This is a genomic window from Sphingomonas arabinosi (assembly GCF_036663715.1).
Classification (GTDB): Bacteria; Pseudomonadota; Alphaproteobacteria; order Sphingomonadales; family Sphingomonadaceae; genus Sphingomonas.
Genome location: NZ_JAXOJN010000002.1, coordinates 548216 through 573510, shown reverse-complemented (window position 1 = coordinate 573510; position 25295 = coordinate 548216). Strand labels below are relative to the sequence as shown.

The 25295-nt window shown below is 64.3% G+C and carries 23 protein-coding genes; 19 read left to right on the top strand and 4 right to left on the bottom strand.

What is annotated here, in order from left to right; all coding sequences use genetic code 11:
* Positions 1-15 precede the first annotated feature (15 nt).
* From U1708_RS05470 to U1708_RS05395, 16 genes are all read left to right on the top strand, one after another.
* Positions 16-1227 carry an NADH-quinone oxidoreductase subunit D gene (locus U1708_RS05470; protein WP_443029966.1) on the top strand — a complete coding sequence of 404 codons (1212 nt, stop codon included), beginning with the start codon at positions 16-18 and terminating at the stop codon, positions 1225-1227.
* The gene (locus U1708_RS05465) at positions 1227-1895 is read left to right on the top strand and encodes a complex I 24 kDa subunit family protein (RefSeq protein WP_254687352.1); all 669 of its coding nucleotides are present in this window, start codon (positions 1227-1229) and stop codon (positions 1893-1895) included. The genes U1708_RS05470 and U1708_RS05465 overlap by 1 nt, the downstream gene beginning before the upstream one ends.
* Entirely contained in the window at positions 1895-3196 is a 1302-nt protein-coding gene (gene nuoF / locus U1708_RS05460; protein WP_332743469.1) for an NADH-quinone oxidoreductase subunit NuoF, read from the top strand. The genes U1708_RS05465 and nuoF overlap by 1 nt, the downstream gene beginning before the upstream one ends.
* On the top strand, positions 3193-3444 hold the full coding sequence (locus U1708_RS05455; RefSeq protein ID WP_332743467.1) for a hypothetical protein: 252 nt from the start codon (positions 3193-3195) through the stop codon (positions 3442-3444). Before nuoF ends, U1708_RS05455 begins: the two co-directional genes overlap by 4 nt.
* A gap of 1 nt (position 3445) precedes the next feature.
* Complete coding sequence (gene nuoG, locus U1708_RS05450) at positions 3446-5440, top strand: NADH-quinone oxidoreductase subunit NuoG (RefSeq protein WP_332743466.1); 1995 nt, start codon at positions 3446-3448, stop codon at positions 5438-5440.
* Positions 5437-6483 carry an NADH-quinone oxidoreductase subunit NuoH gene (gene nuoH / locus U1708_RS05445; RefSeq protein WP_332743463.1) on the top strand — a complete coding sequence of 349 codons (1047 nt, stop codon included), beginning with the start codon at positions 5437-5439 and terminating at the stop codon, positions 6481-6483. The genes nuoG and nuoH overlap by 4 nt, the downstream gene beginning before the upstream one ends.
* A complete protein-coding gene (nuoI, locus tag U1708_RS05440; protein WP_031393837.1) occupies positions 6480-6965 on the top strand; it encodes an NADH-quinone oxidoreductase subunit NuoI in 486 nt (161 codons plus the stop codon). Before nuoH ends, nuoI begins: the two co-directional genes overlap by 4 nt.
* Positions 6966-7008: 43 nt before the next feature.
* Positions 7009-7620 (top strand): NADH-quinone oxidoreductase subunit J, encoded by a 612-nt coding sequence (locus U1708_RS05435; RefSeq protein ID WP_056048540.1) that lies wholly within the window; start codon positions 7009-7011, stop codon positions 7618-7620.
* Positions 7617-7925, top strand: a complete 309-nt coding sequence (nuoK, locus tag U1708_RS05430) for an NADH-quinone oxidoreductase subunit NuoK (RefSeq protein WP_082441002.1) — start codon at positions 7617-7619, stop codon at positions 7923-7925. Before U1708_RS05435 ends, nuoK begins: the two co-directional genes overlap by 4 nt.
* Before the next feature lie 5 nt (positions 7926-7930).
* Positions 7931-10036, top strand: coding sequence for an NADH-quinone oxidoreductase subunit L (nuoL, locus tag U1708_RS05425; RefSeq protein ID WP_332743462.1), 2106 nt, complete (start codon positions 7931-7933; stop codon positions 10034-10036).
* On the top strand, positions 10036-11571 hold the full coding sequence (locus tag U1708_RS05420; RefSeq protein WP_332743460.1) for an NADH-quinone oxidoreductase subunit M: 1536 nt from the start codon (positions 10036-10038) through the stop codon (positions 11569-11571). The genes nuoL and U1708_RS05420 overlap by 1 nt, the downstream gene beginning before the upstream one ends.
* A complete protein-coding gene (gene nuoN / locus U1708_RS05415) occupies positions 11571-13016 on the top strand; it encodes an NADH-quinone oxidoreductase subunit NuoN (protein WP_332743459.1) in 1446 nt (481 codons plus the stop codon). The genes U1708_RS05420 and nuoN overlap by 1 nt, the downstream gene beginning before the upstream one ends.
* A gap of 2 nt (positions 13017-13018) precedes the next feature.
* On the top strand, positions 13019-13750 hold the full coding sequence (locus tag U1708_RS05410) for a biotin--[acetyl-CoA-carboxylase] ligase (RefSeq protein ID WP_332743599.1): 732 nt from the start codon (positions 13019-13021) through the stop codon (positions 13748-13750).
* A gap of 10 nt (positions 13751-13760) precedes the next feature.
* On the top strand, positions 13761-14537 hold the full coding sequence (locus tag U1708_RS05405) for a type III pantothenate kinase (RefSeq protein WP_332743458.1): 777 nt from the start codon (positions 13761-13763) through the stop codon (positions 14535-14537).
* Between the two features lie 63 nt (positions 14538-14600).
* Positions 14601-16238: a ribonuclease J gene (locus tag U1708_RS05400; RefSeq protein WP_332743456.1), complete on the top strand. Its 1638-nt coding sequence runs from the start codon at positions 14601-14603 to the stop codon at positions 16236-16238.
* 4 nt (positions 16239-16242) lie between these two features.
* Entirely contained in the window at positions 16243-16524 is a 282-nt protein-coding gene (locus U1708_RS05395; RefSeq protein WP_248520993.1) for a DUF1467 family protein, read from the top strand.
* A 152-nt stretch (positions 16525-16676) separates the two neighbouring features.
* Here U1708_RS05395 and U1708_RS05390 read toward each other — a convergent pair whose 3' ends face one another.
* Together U1708_RS05390 and U1708_RS05385 are read right to left on the bottom strand one after the other, a co-directional pair.
* Positions 16677-17456: an SDR family oxidoreductase gene (locus U1708_RS05390; RefSeq protein WP_332743455.1), complete on the bottom strand. Its 780-nt coding sequence runs from the start codon at positions 17454-17456 to the stop codon at positions 16677-16679.
* A 100-nt stretch (positions 17457-17556) separates the two neighbouring features.
* Entirely contained in the window at positions 17557-19842 is a 2286-nt protein-coding gene (locus tag U1708_RS05385) for a coiled-coil domain-containing protein (RefSeq protein ID WP_332743454.1), read from the bottom strand.
* 277 nt (positions 19843-20119) lie between these two features.
* Between U1708_RS05385 and U1708_RS05380 the strand changes: the two genes are divergently transcribed.
* From U1708_RS05380 to U1708_RS05370, 3 genes are read left to right on the top strand one after another with little or no spacing between them, the layout of a single operon-like run.
* The gene (locus tag U1708_RS05380; protein WP_332743453.1) at positions 20120-21301 is read left to right on the top strand and encodes a hypothetical protein; all 1182 of its coding nucleotides are present in this window, start codon (positions 20120-20122) and stop codon (positions 21299-21301) included.
* 35 nt (positions 21302-21336) lie between these two features.
* Positions 21337-22434 carry a DUF2336 domain-containing protein gene (locus U1708_RS05375; protein WP_332743452.1) on the top strand — a complete coding sequence of 366 codons (1098 nt, stop codon included), beginning with the start codon at positions 21337-21339 and terminating at the stop codon, positions 22432-22434.
* Positions 22431-23813: a sensor histidine kinase gene (locus U1708_RS05370; protein ID WP_332743451.1), complete on the top strand. Its 1383-nt coding sequence runs from the start codon at positions 22431-22433 to the stop codon at positions 23811-23813. Before U1708_RS05375 ends, U1708_RS05370 begins: the two co-directional genes overlap by 4 nt.
* Here the strand turns inward: U1708_RS05370 and U1708_RS05365 are convergent.
* On the bottom strand, positions 23787-23990 hold the full coding sequence (locus tag U1708_RS05365; protein WP_056058354.1) for a hypothetical protein: 204 nt from the start codon (positions 23988-23990) through the stop codon (positions 23787-23789). The two genes, U1708_RS05370 and U1708_RS05365, sit on opposite strands and share 27 nt — an antisense overlap.
* Positions 23990-25273: a citrate synthase gene (locus tag U1708_RS05360; RefSeq protein WP_254687336.1), complete on the bottom strand. Its 1284-nt coding sequence runs from the start codon at positions 25271-25273 to the stop codon at positions 23990-23992. Before U1708_RS05360 ends, U1708_RS05365 begins: the two co-directional genes overlap by 1 nt.
* Between the last annotated feature and the right edge of the window lie 22 nt (positions 25274-25295).

Below are 25295 nucleotides of genomic sequence, written 5' to 3'. Positions count from 1 at the left end.
TATGTCGAAGAGCTTCTGGGTGAAGCCGACGCAGCCGATCCTACGACCGGCGACGTCACGATCCAGAACTACACGATTAATTTCGGTCCGCAGCATCCCGCGGCGCACGGCGTGTTGCGTCTCGTCATGGAGCTCGACGGCGAGATCGTCGAACGCGTCGATCCGCATGTCGGCCTGCTCCACCGCGGCACTGAGAAGCTGATCGAGTACAAGACCTACACGCAGGCGCTGCCGTATTTCGATCGGCTCGATTACTGCTCGCCGTTGTGCATGGAGCATAGCTGGGTGCTGGCGGTCGAGAAGCTCCTCGATCTCGAAGTGCCCGAGCGTGCGCAGTATCTCCGCGTGTTCTTCGCCGAGCTGACGCGCATCTCGAACCACATGCTCAACCTCGGGTCGCACGTCATGGACGTCGGCGCGATGACGCCGAACCTGTGGCTGTTCGAAATTCGCGAAGACTGCATGAACTTCTTCGAGCGCGTGTCCGGCGCCCGCATGCATTCGAACTATTTCCGTCCGGGTGGCGTACATCAGGACGCACCGCTGAAGCTGCTCGCCGACATCGGCGACTGGCTCGACACGCGCCTGCCGCGTCTGTTCGAGGATGCGATCTCGCTCGTCGCGGACAATCGTATCTTCAAGCAGCGCAACGTCGACATCGCCGTGGTCAGCCGCGACGACGCGATCAAGTGGGGTTTTTCGGGCCCGATGATCCGTGGCTCGGGCATCGCCTGGGATCTGCGCAAGTCGCAACCTTATGACGTGTACGCCAAGATGGACTTCGACGTGCCGGTCGGCACGCGCGGCGATTGCTATGACCGGTTCATGGTGCGCGTAGAGGAAGTGCGTCAGTCCGCCCGGATCATGAAGCAGTGCCTGGCCGAGATGCCCGAGGGGCCGATCGCGTCGCTCGACCGCAAGGTCGTGCCGCCCAAGCGCGCCGAGATGAAGCAGTCGATGGAAGCGCTGATCCATCACTTCAAGCTCTATACCGAGGGCTTCCACGTGCCCGCCGGTGACGTCTATGTCGCGACCGAAAGCCCCAAGGGCGAATTCGGCGTGTATCTGGTCGCCGATGGCTCGAACAAGCCGTATCGCTGCAAGATCCGCCCGACCGCGTTCTCGCATCTGCAAGCCATGGACTTCATGGCTAAGGGCCACATGCTGGCGGATACGACCGCGATCCTCGGCGCGATGGATATCGTTTTTGGTGAATGTGACCGCTAATGGCTGAAGCTCCAAAAATTCCCGACGAGGCCGAAACCCGCGCTCGCTGGGGTTCGTTCGCGTGGACGGACGAGAACCAGGTGAAGGCGAACGAGATCCTCGGGCGCTATCCCAAGGGTCGCGAGCAGTCGGCGTCGATCCCGTTGCTCGATCTGGCGCAGCGGCAGGTCGGTGCCGAAACGCAGACGCAGGGCTGGTTGCCGGTGCCGGTGATCGAGTTCGTCGCGCGCCAGATTGGCGTGCCGTACATGCGCGTTTACGAGGTCGTGACCTTCTACACGATGTTCAATCTGGCGCCGGTCGGTCGCTTCCACGTGCAGGTCTGCGGCACGACGCCGTGCATGCTGCGCGGGTCGGATGACGTGCTTGCCGCGTGCAAGAACCGCGGCTTGGTCAAGGGCGGTACTACCCCCGACGGCATGTTCACGCTGACTGAGGTCGAGTGCCTTGGCACGTGCGCGAATGCGCCAATGGTACAGATCAACGACGATAACTTCGAAGACCTCGATTACGACAAGACGACCGAGATCCTCGAAGCGCTGGCCAATGGCGGCACCCCAACGCCAGGGCCGCAGTTCGGCCGTCGCGCAAGCTGCCCAGAGGGCGGGCCGACCTCGCTGAAGGCGATGGTCGACGCGAACCACGATTACCGGGGGGAGTGGGCCTGATGCTCGCCGATAAGGACCGCATCTTTACCAACGTCTACGGTTTCCAGCCGTGGAATATCGACGCCGCTATCATGCGCGGCGATTGGGACAAGACCAAGGATCTGATGGCGCTCGGCCAGGACGCGATCATCGACGTGATGAAGGCGTCGGGTCTGCGCGGCCGTGGCGGTGCGGGCTTCCCGACCGGGACCAAATGGTCGTTCATGCCGAAGGAGCCGAAGCCCGACCGGCCGAACTTCCTCGTCATCAACGCTGATGAATCCGAGCCGGGCAGTTGCAAGGACCGCGAGATCATCCGCCATGATCCGCACAAGCTGATCGAAGGCGCGCTGATCGCCGGGTTCGCGATGCGCGCGCGCGCCGCGTACATCTACATCCGTGGCGAATATATCCGCGAGGCCGAGACGTTGTTCGCGGCGGTCGCCGAGGCGTATGATCGCGGCTTCATCGGCAAGAACGCATGCGGGTCGGGCTACGACTTCGACGTGTTCGTGCACCGTGGCGCTGGCGCTTACATCTGCGGCGAAGAGACCGCGATGTTGGAGAGCCTCGAGGGCAAGAAAGGCCAGCCGCGGCTGAAGCCTCCGTTCCCGGCGGGCGCTGGCCTCTATGGCTGCCCGACGACGGTCAACAACGTCGAGTCGATCGCGGTTGCGCCGACGATTTTGCGGCGTGGCGCGGCGTGGTTCTCCAGCTTCGGCGCGGAGAATAACCGCGGTACGAAGCTGTTCCAGATCAGCGGCCATGTGAACAAGCCGTGCGTCGTTGAGGAAGAGATGAGCATCTCGTTCCGCGACCTGATCGAAACGCATTGCGGTGGCATTCGTGGCGGCTGGGACAACCTGCTTGCCGTGATCCCGGGCGGTTCGTCCGTGCCGCTGGTGCCCGCCGCGCAGATTATGGACTGCGCGATGGACTTCGATGGCCTGAAGGCGGTTGGCTCAGGCCTCGGCACCGCGGCGATCATCGTCATGGACAAGTCAACCGACATCGTCCGCGCGATCAGCCGCATCTCGTACTTCTACAAGCATGAGAGCTGTGGCCAGTGCACGCCGTGCCGCGAAGGCACCGGCTGGATGTGGCGCGTGATGGAGCGGATGCGCACCGGCGACGCCGAACTGTCCGAAATCGACATGCTCCAGCAGGTCACCAAGCAGGTTGAGGGTCACTCGATCTGCGCGCTCGGTGACGCAGCCGCATGGCCGATCCAGGGCCTGATCAGGCATTTCCGCCCAGAAATGGAACGCCGTATCCGCGAACGTGGTGGCGATCTGAACCCCATGATGGAGGCTGCGGAATGACCGATGACCGTGCCGACTTCATGCTGGAAATACTGAAGAAGATCCAATCGGACGTCTCCCTGGGGCGTCGCGAGCAGACGTCGCAGAGCACGCGATTGTTGGCGATGGAAGATCATCAGCGTGGCATGATCACGTCGTTGATGGGCGTCGTTACGTCCATTCACGGCGTCGAGGTCGACGTCGCGCATCTGAAGGACCGGGTTGATCGCATCGAGCGTCGCCTCGGCCTGACCGACACGGAACACTGATATGCCCTTAGTCAAAGTCGATGGCGTAGAGATCGAGGTGCCGCAGGGCGCCACCGTGCTGCAGGCGTGCGAGCTTGCCGGCAAGGAGATCCCGCGTTTTTGTTATCATGAGCGCCTGAGCATCGCCGGCAATTGCCGGATGTGCCTGGTCGAGGTGAAGCCTGGTCCGCCCAAGCCGCAGGCGTCGTGCGCGCTGCCGGCGGCGGACAAGCAGGAGATCTTCACCAACTCGCCGATGGTCAAGAATGCCCGCGAGGGCATCATGGAATTCCTGCTGATCAACCATCCGCTCGATTGCCCGATCTGCGATCAGGGCGGTGAGTGCGATCTTCAGGACCAGTCGGTCGCCTATGGCCGTGGTCATTCGCGCTACGACGAGAACAAGCGCGCGGTCACCGAGAAGTATATGGGGCCGATCGTCAAGACGGTCATGACCCGCTGCATCCAGTGCACGCGCTGCATCCGGTTCGCCGAGGAAGTGTCCGGCGTCGAGGAGATCGGGGCGATCTTCCGCGGCGAGGACATGCAGATCACCTCGTATCTCGAAAACGCGGTCAAGAGCGAGCTGAGTGGCAACGTCGTCGATCTGTGCCCGGTCGGTGCGCTGACGTCGAAGCCGTACGCGTTCGAGGCGCGTCCGTGGGAACTTCGCAAGACGCTGACGATCGACGTGATGGACGCGGTCGGCACCAACATCCGGCTCGACAGCCGTGGTCGCCAGGTGCTGCGCTGCGTTCCGCGGATCAACGAGGACGTGAACGAGGAGTGGGCGACCGACAAGACGCGCCACGCGATCGACGGTCTCGTCCGTCGTCGTCTCGATAAGCCCTATGTCCGCGTGAATGGTAAGCTCCAGCCTGCGACGTGGGACGAGGCGTTTGCGGCGATCAAGGCGGTCAACGCCGGGTCGAGTGTTGCCGCGGTCGCCGGCGATCTCGTCGATTGCGAAACGATGTACGCCGCCAAGGCACTGCTCGCGAAGATGGGGTCGACCCTGCTCGAAGGCCGTCAGACCGGCATGGATTACGACGCGACGAGCATCGCCGCAGTGAATTTCAACACGACGATCGCCGGCACCGAGCGTGCGGATGCAATCCTGCTGGTGGGTACCAACCTGCGCTGGGAAGCGCCGCTGGTGAACACGCGGGTGCGCAAGGCGATCAAGAAGGGTGCGAAGGTCTTCGCGATCGGGCCGGAGACGGACCTGACGTACAAGGTCGAGTGGCTCGGCGACGATCTGGCGCTGCTCGGCACTCTGCCCGAGGCCGTGACCGAGGCTTTCGCGAAAGCAGAACGCCCGATGGTGATCGTCGGTGGCGGTGCGCTGAAGGGTGGCCATGCGGCTGCGCTGAAGCTCGTCGACACGCTGGGTCTCGTGAAGGATGACTGGAACGGCTTCAACGTCGTGCACATGGCGGCGTCGCGGATGGGCGGGCTGATGCTTGGCTATGCGCAGAAGGGCGGCATCGCCGACGTGATGGGGGCGAAGCTCGGCTTCTTCCTCGGTGCGGACGAGGTCGATTATTCGAAGTTCGCTGGCTTCAAGGTGTTCGTGGGTCATCACGGCGACAAGGGCGCGGCGGCTGCCGACGTCATCCTGCCGGGCGTCACCTATGCCGAGAAGTCGGGGACGTGGGTCAATCTCGAAGGGCGTGTCCAGCGCGGCGAGCGGGCAGTGTTCGCACCGGGCGACGCGCGTGACGACTGGTCGATCTTCCGCGCGCTGTCGGACACGCTCGGCCACACGTTGCCGTTCGACAGCTTCGAGGGTCTCCGCGAGGAGATGTACGCGAACGTGCCTGCGCTGCGTCATCAGGCGCTCGCGACGTTCGAGTGGAACCCGCCTTCGATTAGCGGCGAAGGGCAGGGCGTTCTTGCCGGCTATCCGATCAAGGACTTCTACCTGACCAACGCGATCTGCCGCGCATCGCCGACGATGCAGCGCTGCTCGGCCGAACTTCTCCACGGGGAAGATTACGCGGAGGCAGCCGAATGATCTCCTGGTTCGAATCCTCGCTCGGTTACGACTGGGCGTTCTTCCTCGCGACGATCATCGACATCCTCGTGATCGCGCTGCCGCTGATGCTGGCGGTCGCGATGATCATCTATGCCGATCGTAAGATCTGGGCGGCGATGGCGCTACGCCGTGGTCCTAACGTCGTCGGTCCGTTCGGCCTGCTGCAGAGCTTCGCCGACGGTCTGAAAGTGTTCCTGCAGGAGACGATCGTCCCCGCAGCCGCCAACCGGACGCTGTTCCTGCTGGCACCGATCATTACCTTTACGGTCGCGCTGATCGTCTGGGCGGTCGTACCGTTCGGGGTCGGCGTCGTGCTCGCAGACATCAACGTCGGGTTGCTTTACGTGCTCGCGGCCTCGTCGCTGGGCGTGTACGGGATCATCCTGTCGGGCTGGGCGTCGAACTCGAAATACCCGTTCTACTCCGCGCTTCGTGCGGCCGCGCAGATGGTGTCGTATGAGGTCGCGATTGGCTTCATCCTGATTTCGGTCGTGCTATGGACCGGCAGCTTCAACCTGTCGGCGATCGTGATGGCGCAGAAGTCGCACGTCTGGTTTATCAACGGCTACATCCTGAACCCGCTGATGTTCCCGATGGCGGTGATGTTCTTCATCTCGTCGCTTGCCGAGACGCAGCGCGCGCCGTTCGATTTGACCGAGGCAGAGAGCGAGCTCGTCGCCGGCTACCAGACCGAATATTCGTCGATGTCGTTCGCGCTGTTCTGGCTCGGCGAGTATGCGAACGTCCTGCTGATGTGCGCGCTGAACGCGACGCTGTTCTGGGGCGGGTGGCTGCCCCCGGTCGACTGGGCTCCGCTGTATTACGTGCCGGGGATCATCTGGCTGTTCGCCAAGATCCTGTTCTTCTTCTTCCTGTTCAGCTGGGTGAAGGCGACGGTGCCGCGCTATCGCTACGATCAGCTGATGCGGCTTGGCTGGAAGGTCTTCCTCCCCGTCTCGCTGTTCTGGGTTTTCCTCGTGTCGGGCTATCTCATGCTGACGCGCGTTGGAGTGGGTTCATGAGCGTCGCTCAGATCATCAAGTCGTTTACTCTGTGGGAATTCGTGAAGGCGCACGCGTTGACGCTTCGCTATTTCTTCAAGGAAAAGGCGACGATCAACTATCCGTACGAGCGGAACCCGGTGTCGCCGCGGTTCCGTGGCGAGCATGCACTGCGTCGCTATCCGAACGGCGAAGAGCGCTGCATCGCGTGCAAGCTTTGCGAGGCTGTTTGCCCTGCACAGGCTATCACGATCGAGGCCGAGCCACGTGACGACGGTTCGCGCCGTACCACGCGCTACGACATCGACATGACCAAGTGCATCTATTGCGGCCTGTGTGCGGAGGCATGCCCGGTCGACGCGATCGTCGAGGGGCCGAACTACGAATTTTCGACCGAGACGCGCGAAGAGCTGATCTACGACAAGTCGAAACTGCTCGATAATGGCGACCGCTGGGAAAGCGCTATCGCGGCGAACCTTGCCGCCGATGCGCCGTACCGTTAATGGCGCGCTCATTCTTCTCGTGGGCGTCTAAGGGGCTGCAATCGTGATCCAGGCCTTGGCCTTCTATCTCTTCGCCTTCGTCGTCGTCCTGTCGGGCGCGCTGACGATCGCGTCGCGCAACCCGGTCCATTCTGTGATGTGGCTGATCCTCGCGTTCTTCAACGCGGCCGGCCTCATGATCCTGGTCGGTGCCGAGTTCATCGCGATGCTGCTCGTCATCGTCTATGTGGGGGCAGTCGCGGTTCTGTTCCTGTTCGTGGTCATGATGCTCGATATCGACTTCACCGAGTTGCGCGCAGGCGTTGCACGGTATTTCGGGATCGGTCTCGCACTCGCCGTCGCACTCGCCGCCGAAGTGATGATCGCGATCGGTGCCTGGAGCACCGGTCCGATCCAGCTCGCGCGTCGTGCCGCACCGATCGACGACACCGTGCCAAACATCCAGGCAATCGGTAACCTGCTCTACACGCGCTATCTGTTCGTGTTCGAGGGCGCCGGCCTAGTGCTGCTGGTTGCGATGATCGGGGCGATCGTGCTGACCCACCGCCAGCGTGGCGGCGTCAAGGCGCAGAACATCAGCCGCCAGAACGCGCGTCGTCCGCAGGATGCCACGCGCAACACGAGCCCGGTCGTCGGGCAGGGAGTCGAACTGTGACGATCGGTCTCGTCCATTATCTGGTCGTCGCGGCGATCCTGTTCACGATGGGGGTGCTCGGCATCTTCCTGAACCGCAAGAACCTCATCGTCATCCTGATGGCGATCGAGCTGATCCTGCTGGCGGTGAACATCAATCTCGTCGCGTTCTCGGCGTTCCTCCACGATCTCGTCGGACAGGTGTTCGCGATGTTCGTGCTGACGGTCGCCGCGGGCGAGGCCGCGATCGGCCTCGCCATTCTCGTGATCTATTTCCGCGGTCGCGGCACCATCGCGGTCGACGACGTCAACCGGATGAAGGGGTAATACGGTTGATCCAGCTTATCGTCTTCCTGCCGTTACTGGCCGCGATCGTTGCCGGGTTCGGCAATCGCGCGATCGGCAACGTGCCGGCGAAACTCGTCACCACGGCTGCGCTGTTCGCATCGTGCCTGTTGTCCTGGCCGATCTTCATCGGTTTCCTGTCGGGCACCAGCACGGCCACCGTCGCGCCGCTGCTCGACTTCATCCACTCCGGCGACATGAACGTCGCGTGGTCGCTGCGCGTCGATGCGCTGACCGCGGTGATGCTCGTGGTCGTCACGTCGGTCTCGGCGCTCGTTCACCTGTATAGCTGGGGCTATATGGACGAGGATCCCGATCAGCCGCGCTTCTTCGCGTATCTGTCGCTGTTCACCTTCGCGATGCTGATGCTTGTGACCGCGAACAACCTCGTCCAGATGTTCTTCGGCTGGGAAGGCGTAGGCCTCGCATCTTACCTCTTGATCGGGTTCTGGTTCCGCAAGCCTTCGGCCAGCGCCGCTGCGATCAAGGCGTTCGTCGTCAACCGCGTCGGCGATCTCGGCTTCATGCTCGGTATCTTCGGCACGTTCCTGGTGTTCGGCACGGTCTCTATCCCCGAGATCCTCGCTGCCGCCCCCGGGATGGCGGGCTCGACGCTCGGTTTCCTCGGCTACCGCTTCGACACAATGACGGTACTCTGTCTGCTGCTGTTCGTCGGTGCGATGGGCAAGTCGGCGCAGCTCGGCCTGCACACCTGGTTGCCGGACGCGATGGAAGGCCCGACCCCGGTGTCGGCGCTGATCCACGCGGCGACGATGGTTACCGCCGGCGTATTCATGGTCTGCCGCCTGTCGCCGATGTTCGAGATGAGCCCGGTCGCGCTGACCGTGGTCACCTCGATCGGTGCCGCGACCTGCCTGTTTGCGGCGACCTGCGGCCTCGTGCAGACCGACATCAAGCGCGTGATCGCGTATTCGACCTGCTCGCAGCTCGGCTACATGTTCTTTGCGGCGGGTGTCGGCGCGTACGGCGCGGCGATGTTCCACCTCTTCACGCACGCGTTCTTCAAGGCGCTGCTGTTCCTCGGCGCCGGCTCGGTCATCCATGCGATGCACCACGAGCAGGACATGCGCTATTATGGCGGGCTGCGTAAGAAGATCCCGGTGACGTTCTGGGCGATGATGGCGGGCACGCTCGCGATCACCGGCGTCGGCATCCCCGGTATCTTCGGCAACACTGCGATCGGGTTCGCAGGCTTCCATTCGAAGGATGCGATCATCGAGGCGAGCTGGGCTGCGGGCCAGCCGGGCGTGTGGTTCGTCGGTGTGCTCGTCGCGTTGCTGACCAGCTTCTATTCTTGGCGCGTGATGTTCCTCACCTTCTGGGGCAAGCCGCGCTGGGCCGCATCGGAGCATATCCAGCACGCGCTCCATGACGCGGATGGCCATGACGGCCACGCACACGACGCGCATCATGTCGACGATCACCATGCGAACCCGGCTCAGGCCGAGGACGCAGGGCACGCGCCGCACGGTCATCACGACGCAACGCATGCACCGGCCGAGGGCGATGGTGGGTATCACCCGCACGAGAGCCCGCTGCCGATGCTGATCCCGCTGATCGTGTTGTCGGTCGGTGCGGTTCTCGCGGGCTTCGTATTCCACGGCTTCTTCATCGAGCCGACCGCAGGCGAAGAGTTCTGGAAGGGCGCACTCGCGTTCCGCGAACATCTGATGCACGAGATGCACGGCGTGCCGCTGCTGATCAAACTGTCGGCGACGATCGCGATGCTGCTCGGCCTGCTGACCGCCTGGTACGCCTATATCAAGGCACCGACGTTCCCGGCGAAGGTCGTCGAACAGTTTGGCGTGCTCTACGACTTCCTGCTGCATAAGTGGTATTTCGACGAGCTGTACGACCTGATCTTCGTCCGCCCGGCGTTCGCGATCGGCCGCTTCCTGTGGCACCGCGGCGACGAGAAGACGATCAACCGGTTCGGGCCAGACGGCGCGACCTGGGTCGTCCAGATCGGTAGCCGCGTCGCCAACCGCTTCCAGACGGGATACCTCTACACCTATGCCTTCGTCATGCTGATCGGGCTGACCGCAGCCGTAACCTGGGCGATCGGACTGTAATGACCGGCTTTCCTATCCTTTCCGTCCTGATCGCGGTCCCGATGATCGCGGCTGTCGCGTGCCTGTTCGTCTCGGCGAACACGGCCCGTTGGCTGGCGCTGGCAGCGACTTTGATCGACTTCTTGCTCGGCATCATGCTGTGGGCGAATTACGACATCGGCGGTGCGCAGTGGCAGTTCGTCGAGCATGCGCCGGGCATCTTCGGTCCGTTCGGCTGGTCGCTCGGCATCGACGGCTTTGCGCTGATGCTGATCATGCTCAGCGTGTTCCTGATGCCGATCTGCATCGGCGCCAGCTGGCGCTCGATCACGACGCGCGTGCCCGAATACATGGCGGCGTTCCTGTTCACCGAAGTGCTGATGATCGGCACGTTCGCGGCGCAGGACCTGTTCCTGTTCTACGTGTTCTTCGAAGCCGGCCTGATCCCGATGTACCTGATCATCGGTATCTGGGGCGGGGCGAACCGGATCTACGCGTCGTACAAATTCTTCCTGTACACGCTGCTCGGCTCGGTCCTGATGTTCATCGCGATGCTCTACATGGCGAAGACCGCGGGCACGACCAGCATCCCGGCACTGATGAATTACGACTTCCCCGCGCACGTCCAGACCTGGCTGTGGCTGGCGTTCTTCGCATCGTTCGCGGTCAAGATGCCGATGTGGCCGGTCCACACCTGGTTGCCCGACGCGCACGTGCAAGCACCGACCGCAGGCTCGGTGATCCTGGCGGGCGTGCTCCTGAAACTTGGCGGCTACGGCTTCCTGCGCTTCCTGCTGCCGATGTTCCCCGAAGCTTCGGGCCAGCTGACCTGGCTGATCTTCGGCCTGTCGGCGGTCGCGGTGATCTACACGTCGTTGGTCGCACTCGTGCAGTCGGACATGAAGAAGCTGATCGCCTATTCGTCGGTGGCGCACATGGCGATCGTCACGATCGGCCTGTTCGCGTTCAACCGGCAGGGCATCGAGGGCGCAATGATCATGATGCTGAGCCACGGCCTGGTATCGGGGGCGTTGTTCCTGTGCGTCGGCGTGATCTACGACCAGCTCCATACCCGCGAGATCTCGCGCTATGGCGGCCTGGCGATCAACATGCCGAAATACGCGATCCTGTTCCTGTTCTTCACGATGGCGTCGATCGGCCTGCCGGGGACCAGCGGCTTCGTCGCCGAGTTCCTGTCGCTGATGGGCACGTATCAGGTCTCGACCTGGACCGCCTTGCTCTGCACGACGAGCATCATCCTGGGTGCCGCGTACATGCTGTTCCTCTACCGTCGGGTCGTGTTCGGCGAGATCAAGGCGGACGACGTCCGTGCGATGGTCGATCTGTCGGGCCGCGAGATGTGGCTGCTCGCACCGATCGCAGCCGTCGTGCTGTGGATGGGCGTGTATCCAGAGAGCTTCCTGGCACCGATGCGTAAGGACGTGGCCGTGCTTCTCGACCGTGTCGATCGCGCCAAGCCTGCCAACGATTCCAACCCAACCGCGGGGAAGCCCGCCGCAACCGTCCATAGTGCCGCGCACGGGGAGGCACACTGATGGATTACGCCGCTAACATCGCCATGACGCTGCCCGAACTGGTGCTGGCGTTGGGTGCGATTGCCCTGATGCTCGTCTCGGCCTGGGGCGGGGACAAATCGACGCGCGCCGTCTCGATCGCCGCCGTGTTCGTGCTAGTCGGCGCAGGGATCGCATTGGTCGGTCCGGCTTCGTCGGGTGGCTATGCGTTCGACGGCCTGTACCGCGCAGACGCGTTCGGTGCGTTCGCCAAGGTGCTGATCTACATCGCCTCGGCGGTCGCCATCGTCATGGCGCCTAGCTTCTTCGCACGTAGCCACGGCGACGATCTGCGTCCGGAATATCCGGTACTGATCCTGCTGTCGGCCTGCGGCATGGGGATCATGGTCTCGGCTACCGACATGCTGACGCTGTATGTCGGTCTCGAGCTCCAGAGCCTTGCGGCCTACGTTCTCGCCAGCTTCATGCGGCGCGACGGGCGTTCGGCGGAAGCCGGCCTGAAGTATTTCGTGCTCGGCGCGCTCGCCAGCGGCATCCTGCTGTACGGCATCTCGCTGGTCTACGGGTTCAGCGGCACGACGTTGTTCTCGGGCATCTCGGAAGCCTATGCCGGCTCCAAGTCGCTCGGGCTGCTGTTCGGCCTCGTGTTCGTCTTCGCCGGCCTCGCGTTCAAGATCAGCGCCGTGCCGTTCCACATGTGGACGCCCGACGTGTACGAGGGCGCACCGACCCCGGTCACCGCGTTCTTCGCGTCTGCCCCCAAGGTCGCGGCGCTTGCGCTCAGCGTCCGCGTGGCGGTCGATGCGATGGGTCCGGCGACCGACCAGTGGCGCCAGATCGTGATCTTCGCGGCGCTTGCCTCGATCATCCTCGGTGCGGTTGCCGCGATCGGCCAGACCAACATCAAGCGCCTGCTCGCCTATTCGTCGATCAACAATGTCGGCTTCGCGTTGATCGGTCTTGCCGCTGGGACGACGGAAGGCGTGTCGGGCGTGCTGATGTACCTGACGATCTACGTCGCGATGACGCTGGGCTCGTTCCTGGTCGTCTTGCAGATGCGCGGTGACGACGGCCAGCCGGTTGAGACGATCGACAGCCTCGCCGGCATGTCGCGGACGCGGCCTGCACTGGCCGCGGCCCTCGCGATCTTCATGTTCAGCCTCGCCGGCATCCCGCCGCTGTTCGGCTTCTACGCGAAGTTCGCGGTGTTCAGCGCGGCGGTCGACGCCGGGCTGTTCCCGCTGGCGGTGGTCGGTATCGCCGCTTCGGTGATCGGTGCCTATTACTACCTGCGCGTCGTCAAGACGATGTACTTCGACGATCCGGCACCGGCGTTCGCGCCGATGGAGAGCAAGGTCGAGGGTGGCCTGATTGCCATCGCCGCGGTGTTCGTGTCGCCAGCCGGCTACCTCCTCATCCCCGTGCTCGGCGCGTGGACGATGGCGGCCGCACGGGCGCTGTTCTGAGCATCATCCGCACCGTCGCGGAAACAGGATCGACCAACGCCGACCTGCTGGAGCTTGCACGCGGCGGTGCCGAAGACGGTCTTTGGCTGCGTGCGGTCAGGCAGACGGCGGGGCGGGGGCGGCTAGGCCGGGACTGGTCGTCGCCCGAGGGTAACCTCTACGCTAGCACGCTCGTTCGTCTGCGGCCGACCGATTCGCCGGCGGCCAGCCTCGCGCTGGTAGCCGCGGTCGCCTTGCAGGAAACCGTGTCGACGTTTCTCGTCGCCGGAATCTGTCAGGGCACGACCGACGCGAGCGAGACGCTCGTCCTGAAATGGCCGAACGACCTGCTGCTCGCGGACGCCAAGCTATCCGGCATCCTGCTCGAACGCGCGGATGATGCGGTGATCGTCGGTTACGGCGTCAACATCGCGCATCATCCCGATCTGCCCGGTCGCGCGACGACCGATCTCGCATCGCACGGCGTGTTGGTCGAGCCGGCGATGTTCCTCGACATTCTCGCCGACAGTTTCGCGCGCTGGATCGGTCGTTGGCGCACCGAAGGGATCGCCCCCGTCCGCGAGCGTTGGGTCGATTGTGCGCACCCAGCCGGTACCGCGCTGACCGCGCGGCTCCCGGATGGCAGCGGGATCGACGGCCTGTTCGTCGGGCTCGACACCGACGGCGCGCTGATCCTCCGCTTGGCGTCTGGCGAGCGGCGTGTCATTCACGCTGCCGACGTCTTCCTGCTTTGAGGCCCCGCTGATGCTGCTCGCGATCGATGCCGGCAATACCAATGTCGTGTTCGCGCTGGTGGATGCCGGCGAGATCGTCGCGCGTTGGCGGATCGCGACCGATCCCCGGCGCACGGCGGACGAATATGCGGTGTGGCTGAGCCAGTTGATGCAGCTTGGCGGGCATGATCGCACTGCGGTTCAGGGCGTGATCGTCGCCACCGTCGTCCCGCGCGCGCTGCACAACCTCCAGGTGCTCGCGTCGAAATACTTCAACACTGACGCGCTGATCGCCGGCCATGCGCCGGTCGAATGGGGTATCGCGATCGACGTCGACGAGCCTGCCTCGCTCGGTGCCGACCGTGCGGTCAACACGATCGCCGCGCATGCATTGCATCCCGGCGACCTGATCGTGATCGATTTCGGCACCGCGACCACGTTCGACGTCGTCGACTATAGCGGCGCCTACAAGGGCGGGATCATCGCGCCGGGGATCAACCTTTCGCTCGACGCGCTTGTCACTGCGGCTGCGAAACTCCCGCGGATCGCGATCGAGGCGCCGACGGACACCAGCGTCATCGGGCTCAACACCGTCTCGCAGATGCACATCGGCATCTATTGGGGCTATGTCGCAATGATCGAGGGGCTGGTCGCGCGGATGAAGCGCGAGATCGGCCGTCCCGTGAAGGTCGTCGCCACCGGCGGCCTCGCTAAGTTATTCGAGAAACAGACCGACGTGTTCGACGTCATCGAAGCCGACCTGACGATCCAGGGGCTGGCGATGATGTGGGATCGTCACCATATCTAGGGCCATTGGGCTCGCGCCGACCGGCCTGCGGGCCATATTCCTGTATAATCCTGAAAGTAATCAATGACTCCGAAGAACGAACTCCTTTTCTGTGGCCTTGGCGGCTCCGGCGAAATCGGCATGAACGTCAACCTGTACGGCTGCCAGGGCAAGTGGGTGATGGTCGATCTCGGCATCACCTTCGCCGATCCGCAATATCCCGGCGTCGACGTGATCCTGCCCGACCTGTCCTTTATCGAGGACCGGATCGACGACCTGCTCGGCATCGTTATCACGCATGGCCACGAAGATCATATCGGCTCGTTGCCGTACCTCGCCGAAGACCTTGGCGTGCCGATCTACGCGACGCCGTTCACGATGGGCCTGATTCGCGGCAAGCTCGAGGAAGAGGGCATCGCCAACCGCGTGAAGCTCAAGATGACCCCGATGGGCGGCAATTTCCAGCTCGGGCCGTTCGGCTTCACCTTCGTCGAGATGTCGCATTCGATTCCAGAAGCCAACGCGCTGCTGATCGATACGCCTTATGGTCGCGTGTTCCACACCGGCGATTGGAAGCTCGACGCGAACCCGGTGATCGGTAATCCGACGAAGCCCGAGGGCTTCATGGCGATCGGCGACAAAGGCGTCGACGTCCTCGTCTGCGATTCGACCAACATCTTCAACACGACCGCGTCGGGCAGCGAGAGCACCGTGCGGAAAGGTCTGTTCGAGGAAGTCAGCAAGGCCAAGGGCCGCGTGATGATCACCAGCTTCGCGTCGAACGCCGCACGGCTTCACACGTTCGGCGAAGTCGCGAAGGAAACCGCGCGCAAGCTGTGCGTGACCGGGCGTTCGCTCGACCGGATCATCAAGGTGGCGCGCGCGACGGGCTATCTGAAGGATTTCCCCGACACGATCAGCCCCGACGAGGCGATGCGCCTGCCCAAGAACAAGGTGCTGATCATCGCTACCGGCGGTCAGGGCGAGGAGCGCGCGGCGCTCGCGCGCGTCGCGAATGGCAGCCACACCATCACGCTCGACGCCGACGACACGGTGATCTTCTCGTCGAAGCAGATCCCGGGCAACGAGGTCCAGATCGGGCGCATTCAGAACACGCTGGCGGCCAAGGGCATCCGCATGATCACCGAGCGTCAGGCGCACGTCCACGTGTCGGGCCATCCAGGGCAGCCTGAGCTTGCGCAGATGTACGACTGGCTGCGGCCCGATGTGCTGGTGCCGACGCACGGCGAGATGCGCCACATGATGGAACATGCGCGCTTCGGCCTCGAGCAGGGCATTCCACGCGCGATCGTGCAGAGCAATGGCGATATCATCCGTTTGGCGCCCAAGGGCCCGGCGAAGATCGGCAATGCGACGGTCGGGCGCCTGGTGCTCGACGGCGACGTGATCCTGCCGGCGGACGGCGCGACGCTGAGCGAACGGCGCAAGCTTGCGATCAACGGCCAGATTTCGGTCGGTGTCGCGCTCGGCAAGGACGGCCGGATGGTCGGCCAGCCGCAGGTCCGCGTGCAGGGTGTGCCGGTTGAGGAAGACCGGGCGGCATTCATCGCCGACGCGGTCCAGGCAGCGGCCGACACGGTGCGCGGCGGCAAGCGCGAGAGCGAGAAGATGCGCGAGCAGATCCGTCTTGCGGTGCGCAAGGTCGCCAAGCGCTGGACCGGCAAGCAGCCGATCGTCGACGTCCTACTGATCGAGGGCTGATCGGATGCGCTGGACCTCGGCACTCGCGATCTACGTCCTGTTCTGGGCGTTCTCGGTGTTCCTGGTCCTGCCGTTCGGCGTGAAGACGACGCGTGAAGTCGGGGGCGAACACGTCCCCGGCCAGGCCGAAAGCGCGCCGCACGAGTTTCGGTCGGGGCGGACTGCTTGGCGGGTAACGGTGGTGGCGACGGTGTTGTTCGTGCTGTTCCAGCTGAACTATCACTATGGCTGGATTTCGCCGCAAAGCGTCGACCTGTTCGACCGCGGGAACATGGTCACGCGCTGAGGGGCGACCCCACGATCCTCCCCCGCCAGGGGGAGGTGGCACCGAAGGTGACGAAGGGGGAGGACCACGCAACAGCGGTTTGCGCTTACCTCCCCCTCCGTCTGGCAAGTGCCAGCCACCTCCCCTGGCGGGGGAAGATCGTAAGAGGGTAGTTACCCCGGCGAGGCCGCGGACCCCGCCAGCAAGCCGCCATCGATGTTGATTTCGGTCCCCGTTATATATGTCGCCTCGTCCGACGCCAGCAGAACCGCGACCGCGGCGACCTCGTCCGGCATTCCGAACCGTTTCAACGGCGTATCCGCCACCAGCGCTCTCATCCGCGCCTCGCGGTCCGGCCCATCCCCAAGCATAGGCTCCCAGATCGGCGTCAGGATGGCCGCGGGATGCACCGAGTTGCAGCGGATCTTCCACCCCTGTTGCGCGCAATACAGCGCCACCGTCTTGCTGTGATTGCGGATCGCCGCCTTCGACGACGCATAGGCAGCGGCGAGGGGAATACCGACCAGCCCAGACCGGGACGAGATGTTGATGATCGAGCCGGTCCCCGCCGCCTTCATTGCGCCGATCGCATAGCGGCAGCCAAGGAACGTGCCGTCCAGATTGACCGCATGGACCGCGCGCCAGTCCGCCAAGCTCGCATGTTCGGGATCATGCGCGACCATGCCGTGCTCGAACCCCGTCACGCCGGCATTGTTGACGACGACGTCGGCGACCGGAACGATCTCCGCCAGTCGTCGCCAGTCCGCCTCTTCGCGGACGTCCAGCTTTTCGAACCGGCAGCCGATCGCCGCCGCAGTTTCGGCGCCAATGGTTTCGTCGGTATCGGTGAGGATGACGATGGCGCCCTCGTCATGGAAGCGCTCGGCGATCGCGCGGCCGATGCCCCGCGCTGCGCCGGTAACGACGCATGTCTTCGTATTCAGTCTTGGCATCCAAGCCTCGAATTTCGAGTCCGGTCGGCGGATTGCTCCGCAGGCGAGGGTCGCGTCAGCGGTGCCGCTGGATCATCTCGAGAACTCCTATTGGCCTAGCTCAGCGCAGGCGCTCGATCGCCTGCGCCAGCGCGACATACAGTTTGCCCATGTCCGACGACAGCAACGTCACCCCGAGCGGCGACCCGTCGCGCTGGGTCAGGATCGCGCGGAGCATCGCCTCGAAGTCGTGGATGTAGCGGTTGACCATCTCGCGGAACGCTTCGTCGTCGTCATAGAGGCCGGCGATCTCGCGGACTTCGCTGGCATCGAGTATCCGCACCGCACGCCGCGTGAAGACCCCGCGGTCGCCCTTAAGATACGCGCCCCACGCGCTGTCGGAAATTTCCGGCGCGATGGCCTTGGTGATGTCGATCGAAGCGGAGTTGAGCGATTCGATCAGGAGCGAGACGCGGCGGGCGAAGGTGTCCTGGTCGGCATCCTCGCGTTCGGTGCGAGCCTCCTGGATCCGCGTTTCGACGATCGCGGTCTGGTCGACGATCGCCTGAACTTCACGCGCAAGGCGTTCGGTCGCGCCGGTGGCAGCGTCGACAGCGGCTCCGGTCGCGTCGGTGAGCGCCTTGACCTGGCGTTCGACGGTATCGTTGGTGGCGCGGCGCATGGCGTCGGCACTGGCGGCTTCAAGCGCGGCAGCGGCCTCCGGGATGACCTTCGATAGCGTCTCGCGGGCCTTGTCGGCTGCGACCGCGGCGGTTTCGCGGACGCGGTGGAGCGCTTCGATCAACTGCGGGGCGGCGTCTTCGGCGAAATGCTGCGTGCGGCCGATCGCTTCGTCGACCATCTGGCCCAGTGCATCGGCCTTCTCGCGACCGGTGTTAAGCGTGTTCAGCAGGTCGGTAGAGAGCGTGTCGAGCACATGTCGTTGTTCGCCGATGACGCCCGCAATCGCCTCGATCGCGCCGTGGGTGCTGTCCGCAGCAGTGACCAGCGACAGCAGTTCGGGGCGTGCCGAGACGACGATGTTCTTGCTGGCCAGGACCTGCGCATCGAGGCGGCTGAGCGCATGGGGCATCGTCTCGTCGATCTCGCGGGCGGCGGCGTCGAGCGCGACCAGCAGCGTTTCGGTCGTCGTGATCGTCCGGTGCGCCATATCGTCGCCAGCCCGCAGCGCTTCGGTCATCGCGTTGGCAGACCCGCCGAGCTCGCCGATCGATGCGGCGAGGTCCTGCGTGCGCTCGGTACCGTGGCGGTGCAGCAGTTCGATCCGCGCTTCCACCTCGCCAAGCCCGGTGTGGAGGTCGTCGACGATCCGGTCGCCGGCACTGCGTTGCAGGTCGAGACGGATCGCGACGCGTTCGATCGCATCCTCGACGGTGGCGATGCGACGAGCGAGCACTTCGGCGCTGTCGCGAGCGGCGCTGTCGAGCGCGACTTGGTTCGTGCCGACCATCGCCAGCATCGCCTCACCTTGTGAAGCGATGCGCCGGCTCGAGTGATCGACCGCATCGGCAGTGCGATTGAGCAGCGCGTCGACGGCGGCGGACATACCGTTGGTGACTGATTCGAGATGCGAGCCTGCAGTCTGGCTGGTCGCTTCCATACGGACGATATGCGCGGCGAGGCGTTGCGCCGCGCCGCTCGCCATCGCGTCGGCATCGCGCCCGCGTTCGGCAAGGGCGCCGATCTGTGCATCGAGGGCGGCGGCATGCTCGCTTGCGGACAGGCCCGTGCGCTCGAGGCGCTTCGCGACGTCATCGATATCGGCCTGAGCACGGGGAAGGGTGGCGATCAGGACGCCGAGGCTGGTCTGTGCACCGGCGGTCGAAGTGGCGAGGTTGCGCGCGTGGGCGGCGGCTTGATCGATCTCGGACGCCATGCCGCGGCCGATCGCCGCCAATTGCTCGGTTGCGCTACCGCCCATCGCCATCAGCGTATTCAGTTGCTCGGCCAATTGCTGGCGGTTGGCGTCGATCGTGTTCGACAGCGCGGCGACTGTGCGCTCCAAACTGGCAGCCTCGTCGCGCATCGCCTGTGCGGTGATGCCGAAACGGTGCGCTTCGCTACGACTGGTACGCATCGCGAGCAGCCAGACGATGCCGACCAGCGCGGGCACGATGCAAAGCGCGGCGATGAACTGGGCCAGCGCGATCGGCTCGATCGTCGCGAGCGATCCCCGCGCGAGCCAAAGCATGGTGCCGAGCCAGAGGACTATGATCGCCACTGCGATACCGGCGTAGAGACGTCCGCGTTCAGGAGCAGGCGCCTGATACGCCTCGTCGAAACTGCGGTCTGAGACGGTGTCGGACATGTCTTCTATCACCGGATCGATCACGATATCCGCGCGAATGGGATGGGCATTGGCTGCCGACGCGCGAAACCCGATCATTGACGAACCCCCGTTCATGAACTGTCGAAGTATCATGGATTGCAGCCGGACAAAACGGATGATGCGATCCTCGCACGTTCTTCCGTCCGGTAAGGAGGGCGGCACAGCGTGCGATTTGATGACTATAGCGTAGGGACCGTCAATTGAGGGAACGCGAGAGGACCCTCAGCCTTTGGCGGCCGGTTTTGTCCCTGTAACGCCGAACCCAGCCTTCGCGTAGGGCGGTTCGGCCGAACGCGGGCTTTGCAGGACGGCGCGTACCGCCTAACAGCCTGCGATGCTTGCCGGCCTATTATTTGCGATTCATGACGCCGACGATCGCCCCGATCGTCTTGCTGCGACCTTGCCCTTTAGCGGGGTGACGTTGATCGAATACCAGGCGCGGTTGCTAATCGCCGCGGGTGTTTCGCAGATCATCATCGTCGTCGCGCGGATGACGCCGGAATTGCTCGGTGCGATCAACCGGATCGGGCGCCGTGGCGTCAGCGTAGATACGGTACGGTCTGCGATGGAGGCAGGCGAGAAACTTCACCCGCTGGCGCCGGTCCTGATGCTCGGCGATGGGCTCGTTACCACCGACGCGATCGTCAAGGCGATGGCGGTCGAAGACGGCGATTGCCTGCTCGTCGTACCCGAAAGCGATGCGGGGCCGGGGTTCGAACGTGTCGGCGGACAGATGGCATGGGCCGGTGTCGCACGGCTGAGTTCGAGCCGGATCGCGGAAGTCGCAGGCCTGCCGCAGGATTATGATCTCCAGTCGTCCCTGCTGCGGTTCGCGGTGCAGTCGCGCGCAGCACACGTGTTGTTGCCGACCGATGCGGTGCGCGGCGGGCATGGGATAGAGCGGCAGGCGAGGACGCTGGAGGAACGCGGGCGCGCCGTGCTGATGACGATCGTGTCGGGACGGCGAGGTTGGTTCGACCGGTTTGTGCTGGCGCCGATCGCACGACTGGCGTTGCCACTGTTGGTCGATCGCGGTGCGGGCGGCACGACGGTCGGGGCGGCCGGTGCCGCGCTGGGCGTCGCCGGATTGGTCACGATCGGCGTCGGGCTTCCGTCGATCGGCCTGATGTTGTCGCTGGTTGGATGCATAGCCTTCGCACTGGGATCGGTGCTCAGCGGACTTCGCGACGATGCGCCGATGGCGCGTTGGCAGACCTTGGGCATCGGCGGCGTGGCGGCGGCATCGATCCTGGTCTTTGCCTTTTTTGTTAGCGGCGATGCAGGGAACAACACCGCATTGGCGATCGGTACCGCGCTCGTCGCGATCGGCACGCTGGCCGAACGTGCCATTCTCGAACGCGAACGGCAGCTTTGGTGGGGAAGCCCAACAGCCTATCTGTTGATCGTCGCGCTGTTTGCGATCTTGGGGTTTCCGGTCTTTGGGCTCGGCGTGACTGCGGTGTACGCGACCGCGACCCTGGCGGTCGTGATCGAACGACTTCGCCGCACGCCTTAGGCGGACCTTAACGTCCGGTGGCTAAGCACAGGATCATGTCGGTCGGTCCAGGCCCAGTGCGTGACGTGATGTCACCCTATGATCCCGTTGCGCGAGCGGAGGATGCACGCCTGCGCGCGGAAACCCGACTGACGGCGACGATCGCGGATTTTTCTCTCGATGCGAATGCAAGGCTCGACGACCGTACGCGGTTGCTGCTCGCGCAAGTGCTCGGCGCGATCGTCGGCGCGATCGAATGGGACATCCGCCGACATGCCGCGCGTCTGCTATCAGCGGGTGATGCGACACAGGCTGGCGAGGCGATGCTGAGGGCCGGGGCGGAGAGCGTTCTCGATCGGCTTACGCGTGCCGGACTGCTCCGCGACGAAGAACTGATGGACGAACTGATCGCGCGGGTGCGGCACGACCTGATCGCCGCTTCCCTCCCAGTCGAGGTCGCCGAGCCCGACGAAGCGAGTTTGCTGGTGAGGCTAGCGGGGGTGCCTGACAGCGTCGTGGCGTCGGCGGCGTCTGCGTTGCTGGCTGCGGAGAGCCGACGGCGCATGTCGAATGAACAGGGGTCCGTGGGGGGCAGTGAGTTGCCGGCTGAGCTGCATCACCGATTAGTCTGGTGGGTGGCTGCGGCTGTGCGCGACGGCTTGCAGTCCGTGACACATGAGAGTGACCGAGCGATCACAGATGCGGCGCAACGCAGTCTGGCGGCGCATGACGAAGGCGAGCGGCCCGATGCAGTCGCGATGCGGCTTGCTGCGGCGCTGGATGCGCGACCGAACGAGCTTCCCGCGGTGCTGGTGGAATCGATCGGCGACCGGCGTCTGTCGTTGTTCGTAGCTGTGTTGGCGCATGCGGTCGGCATAGCGTTCGATCAAGCGCGGGCTATCACGCTGGATCCCGAGGGCGACCGCCTTTGGCTTGCGTTGAGGGCGATGGATCTCGATCGGCCGACCATCGCACGGATCGGATTTGCGCTGTCTGAGGCCGATCCGCGGCGGGATATCGAGGCGTTCGCCGATGCGCTCGATGCGATTGTGTCGGTGGGAGTAGAGGATGCGCGCGCGACGCTCGTGCCGTTGGCGCTGAGCCGCGATTTTCGGATGGCGTTGCGCGCGCTGGCGCGTACGGATCGGCGATGAGCGGGTTCGGCCCTTCCATCGAGAGTCCGATCGCGCACGCCATCGTCGCGCCGGACGGTTCGCTGTCATTCGCGGATCCCGCGCTGGTGGCGCTTAACCAGCGTGCGGGTGGGATGCGCGATGCGCCGCTGGCGGTGCCTCAGCTAGCGACGATAGCGCGGCTGGCGCAACGGCTGGGGATCGTCGTGTCGCGCGGGGTCATCGTTGCGGACGACGAGACCGATGTCGACCTCTGGGTTCGGGCTCAGCCTGACGGTGAGAACGTACGGCTGACCGTCAGCGGCTGGCGTGAGATCGCAGCATGGCGGCCGGAGCGACCTTCGCCTGGCACACAGGACGATTTTCACGGCAGCGATACGGATTGGCGGTGGGAGACGGACTCGGCGTTGCGACTGACCTTCGTCACGCTCGACGCGGGGCCGAGGCACGGGTTCGATGCGTTCGCGTTGCTCGGTCAGCCGCTGACGGCGATGTTCTCGCTGGATACCGGCGTTGATGGGGCCTTACCGATTCTCGATTCGCTGGCCCGGCGACGTCCGATGACGGCGCAACCTGCGCGCCTGCGTAGTTCGGGGCGAGCGGTGACTCTCACTGCCAATGTTCGACACGATGCCGCGGGCGACTTTGCCGGGTTCGTCGGTGCCGCGCGGATGGTGGTCGAAGACGCGCCGCACACAGCGGTTTCTACCGAAGCGCTGTCGCCGACCTTTACGCGTGGTCTCGACAAGGCATTGCGTGTGCCGCTCGCGCGTATCGTGGCGAACGCCGACAGTATCAATGCGCAGGCGGACGGTCCTGTCCAGGGCGACTACGCGGACTACGCCGCTGATATCGCCAGCGCGGGCCGGCATTTGCTTGAACTGGTCGACGATCTCGTCGATCTACAGGCTGTCGAGCGGCCCGATTTCATGCTTGGGCCTGAACCGATTGACCTTGCCGATGTCGCGCGCCGTGCGGCGGGACTGTTGTCGGTGCGCGCGGCGAATGCGGACGTTACGATCACGCGTCCGGCTCTGGACGTGTGCGCTCCAGCGCTCGGCGATTTCCGCCGTGTTCTGCAGATTCTGGTCAACCTGGTCGGCAATGCTGTCCGCTACTCGCCGCGCGGCGCACAGGTGATCGTCACCGTGACGCGTACGCAAAGCCACGCCGTCGTCGTGGTGGCGGACAAGGGGAAGGGCGTCGCGCCCGAGGATCAGGTCCGGATTTTCGAGAAGTTCGAGCGCGTCGACCCGTCGGAGGCCGGCGGCAACGGGCTCGGCCTGTATATCGCACGGCGTCTCGCGCGGACGATGCAGGGGGATCTTACGATCGAGAGCGCACCCGGAGAAGGTGCGCGGTTCGTGCTGACGTTACCGGCGGATCCGGCGCGCCACTAAAATCAGCGCGAGGCCGAATGCGGCGAGGAATGCGCCGCGATCCGCCCAAGGCCGCTGGTCGAGCATGAAGCTCGACTGCGGCCAATGGACGTATCCGAGCCCCTGGCCGATCCAGAGCAGACCCATCAGCGCGCAGAGCACGCCGACGACCATCAGGATCGGCCGGAGCGTCTTCATCAGCGTGACGCCATCGGGACGTAGTCACGCGCGGTCGGGCCGCTGTACAGCTGGCGCGGACGGCCGATCTTCTGGTCGGGATCGGTGATCATCTCGTTCCACTGCGCGACCCAGCCGACGGTGCGGGCAAGCGCGAAGAGGACGGTGAACATCGAGGTCGGGAAGCCGATCGCCGACAGGATCACGCCCGAATAGAAATCGACGTTCGGGAACAGCTTCTTCTCGATGAAGTACGGATCGCTGAGCGCGAGGCGCTCGAGCTCGATCGCGACGTCGAACACGGGGTCGGTGACGCCCAGCTCGCCGAGCACTTCCTTGACGGTCGTCTGCATGACGGCCGCACGCGGATCGTAGTTCTTGTAGACGCGGTGACCGAAGCCCATCAGGCGGAACGGATCGTTCTTGTCCTTGGCGCGCGCGATGTACTCGGGGATCCGGTCGACCGTACCGATCTCATGCAGCATGTTGAGCGCGGCTTCGTTGGCGCCGCCGTGCGCTGGGCCCCACAGGCAAGCGATGCCAGCGGCGATGCAGGCGAACGGGTTGGCGCCCGACGAACCGGCGAGACGGACGGTCGAGGTCGACGCGTTCTGCTCGTGATCGGCGTGGAGGATGAAGATGCGGTCCATCGCCTTTTCGACGATCGGGTTCACGACATACTTCTCGGCAGGGACACCGAACGTCATCTTCAGGAAATTGCCGGTGTAGCTCAGCGTGTTGTCCGGATAGACGAACGGCTGGCCGACGCTGTACTTGTACGCCATCGCGGCGATCGTCGGCATCTTGGCGATCAGGCGGTGCGACGCGATGACGCGCTGTGCCGGATCGTGGATGTCGGTCGAATCGTGATAGAAGGCCGACAGCGCCCCGACGACGCCGCACAGGATCGCCATCGGATGCGCGTCGCGGCGGAAGCCACGGAAGAACTGCGCGAGTTGCTCATGCACCATCGTGTGGCGCGTAATCGTGTTCGAGAAGTTCGCCAGCTCGTCCGCGCTCGGCAGTTCGCCGTTGAGGAGCAGATAGGCGACTTCCATGAAGTTCGACTGCTCCGCCAGTTCACCGATCGTGTAGCCACGGTGCAGCAGCGTGCCTGCGTCACCATCGATATAGGTCAGCTTCGACTGGCACGACGCCGTCGAGGTGAAGCCTGGATCATAAGTGAAATTGTCCGTCTGTGCGTACAGCTTGCGGATATCGATGACGTCGGGCCCGACCGTTCCGGACATCACCGGATAATCGAAATCCTTGCCATCGACCTTGAGGGTTGCGGTCTCGCTCATGCTTGTATCCTTCCTCGAAATC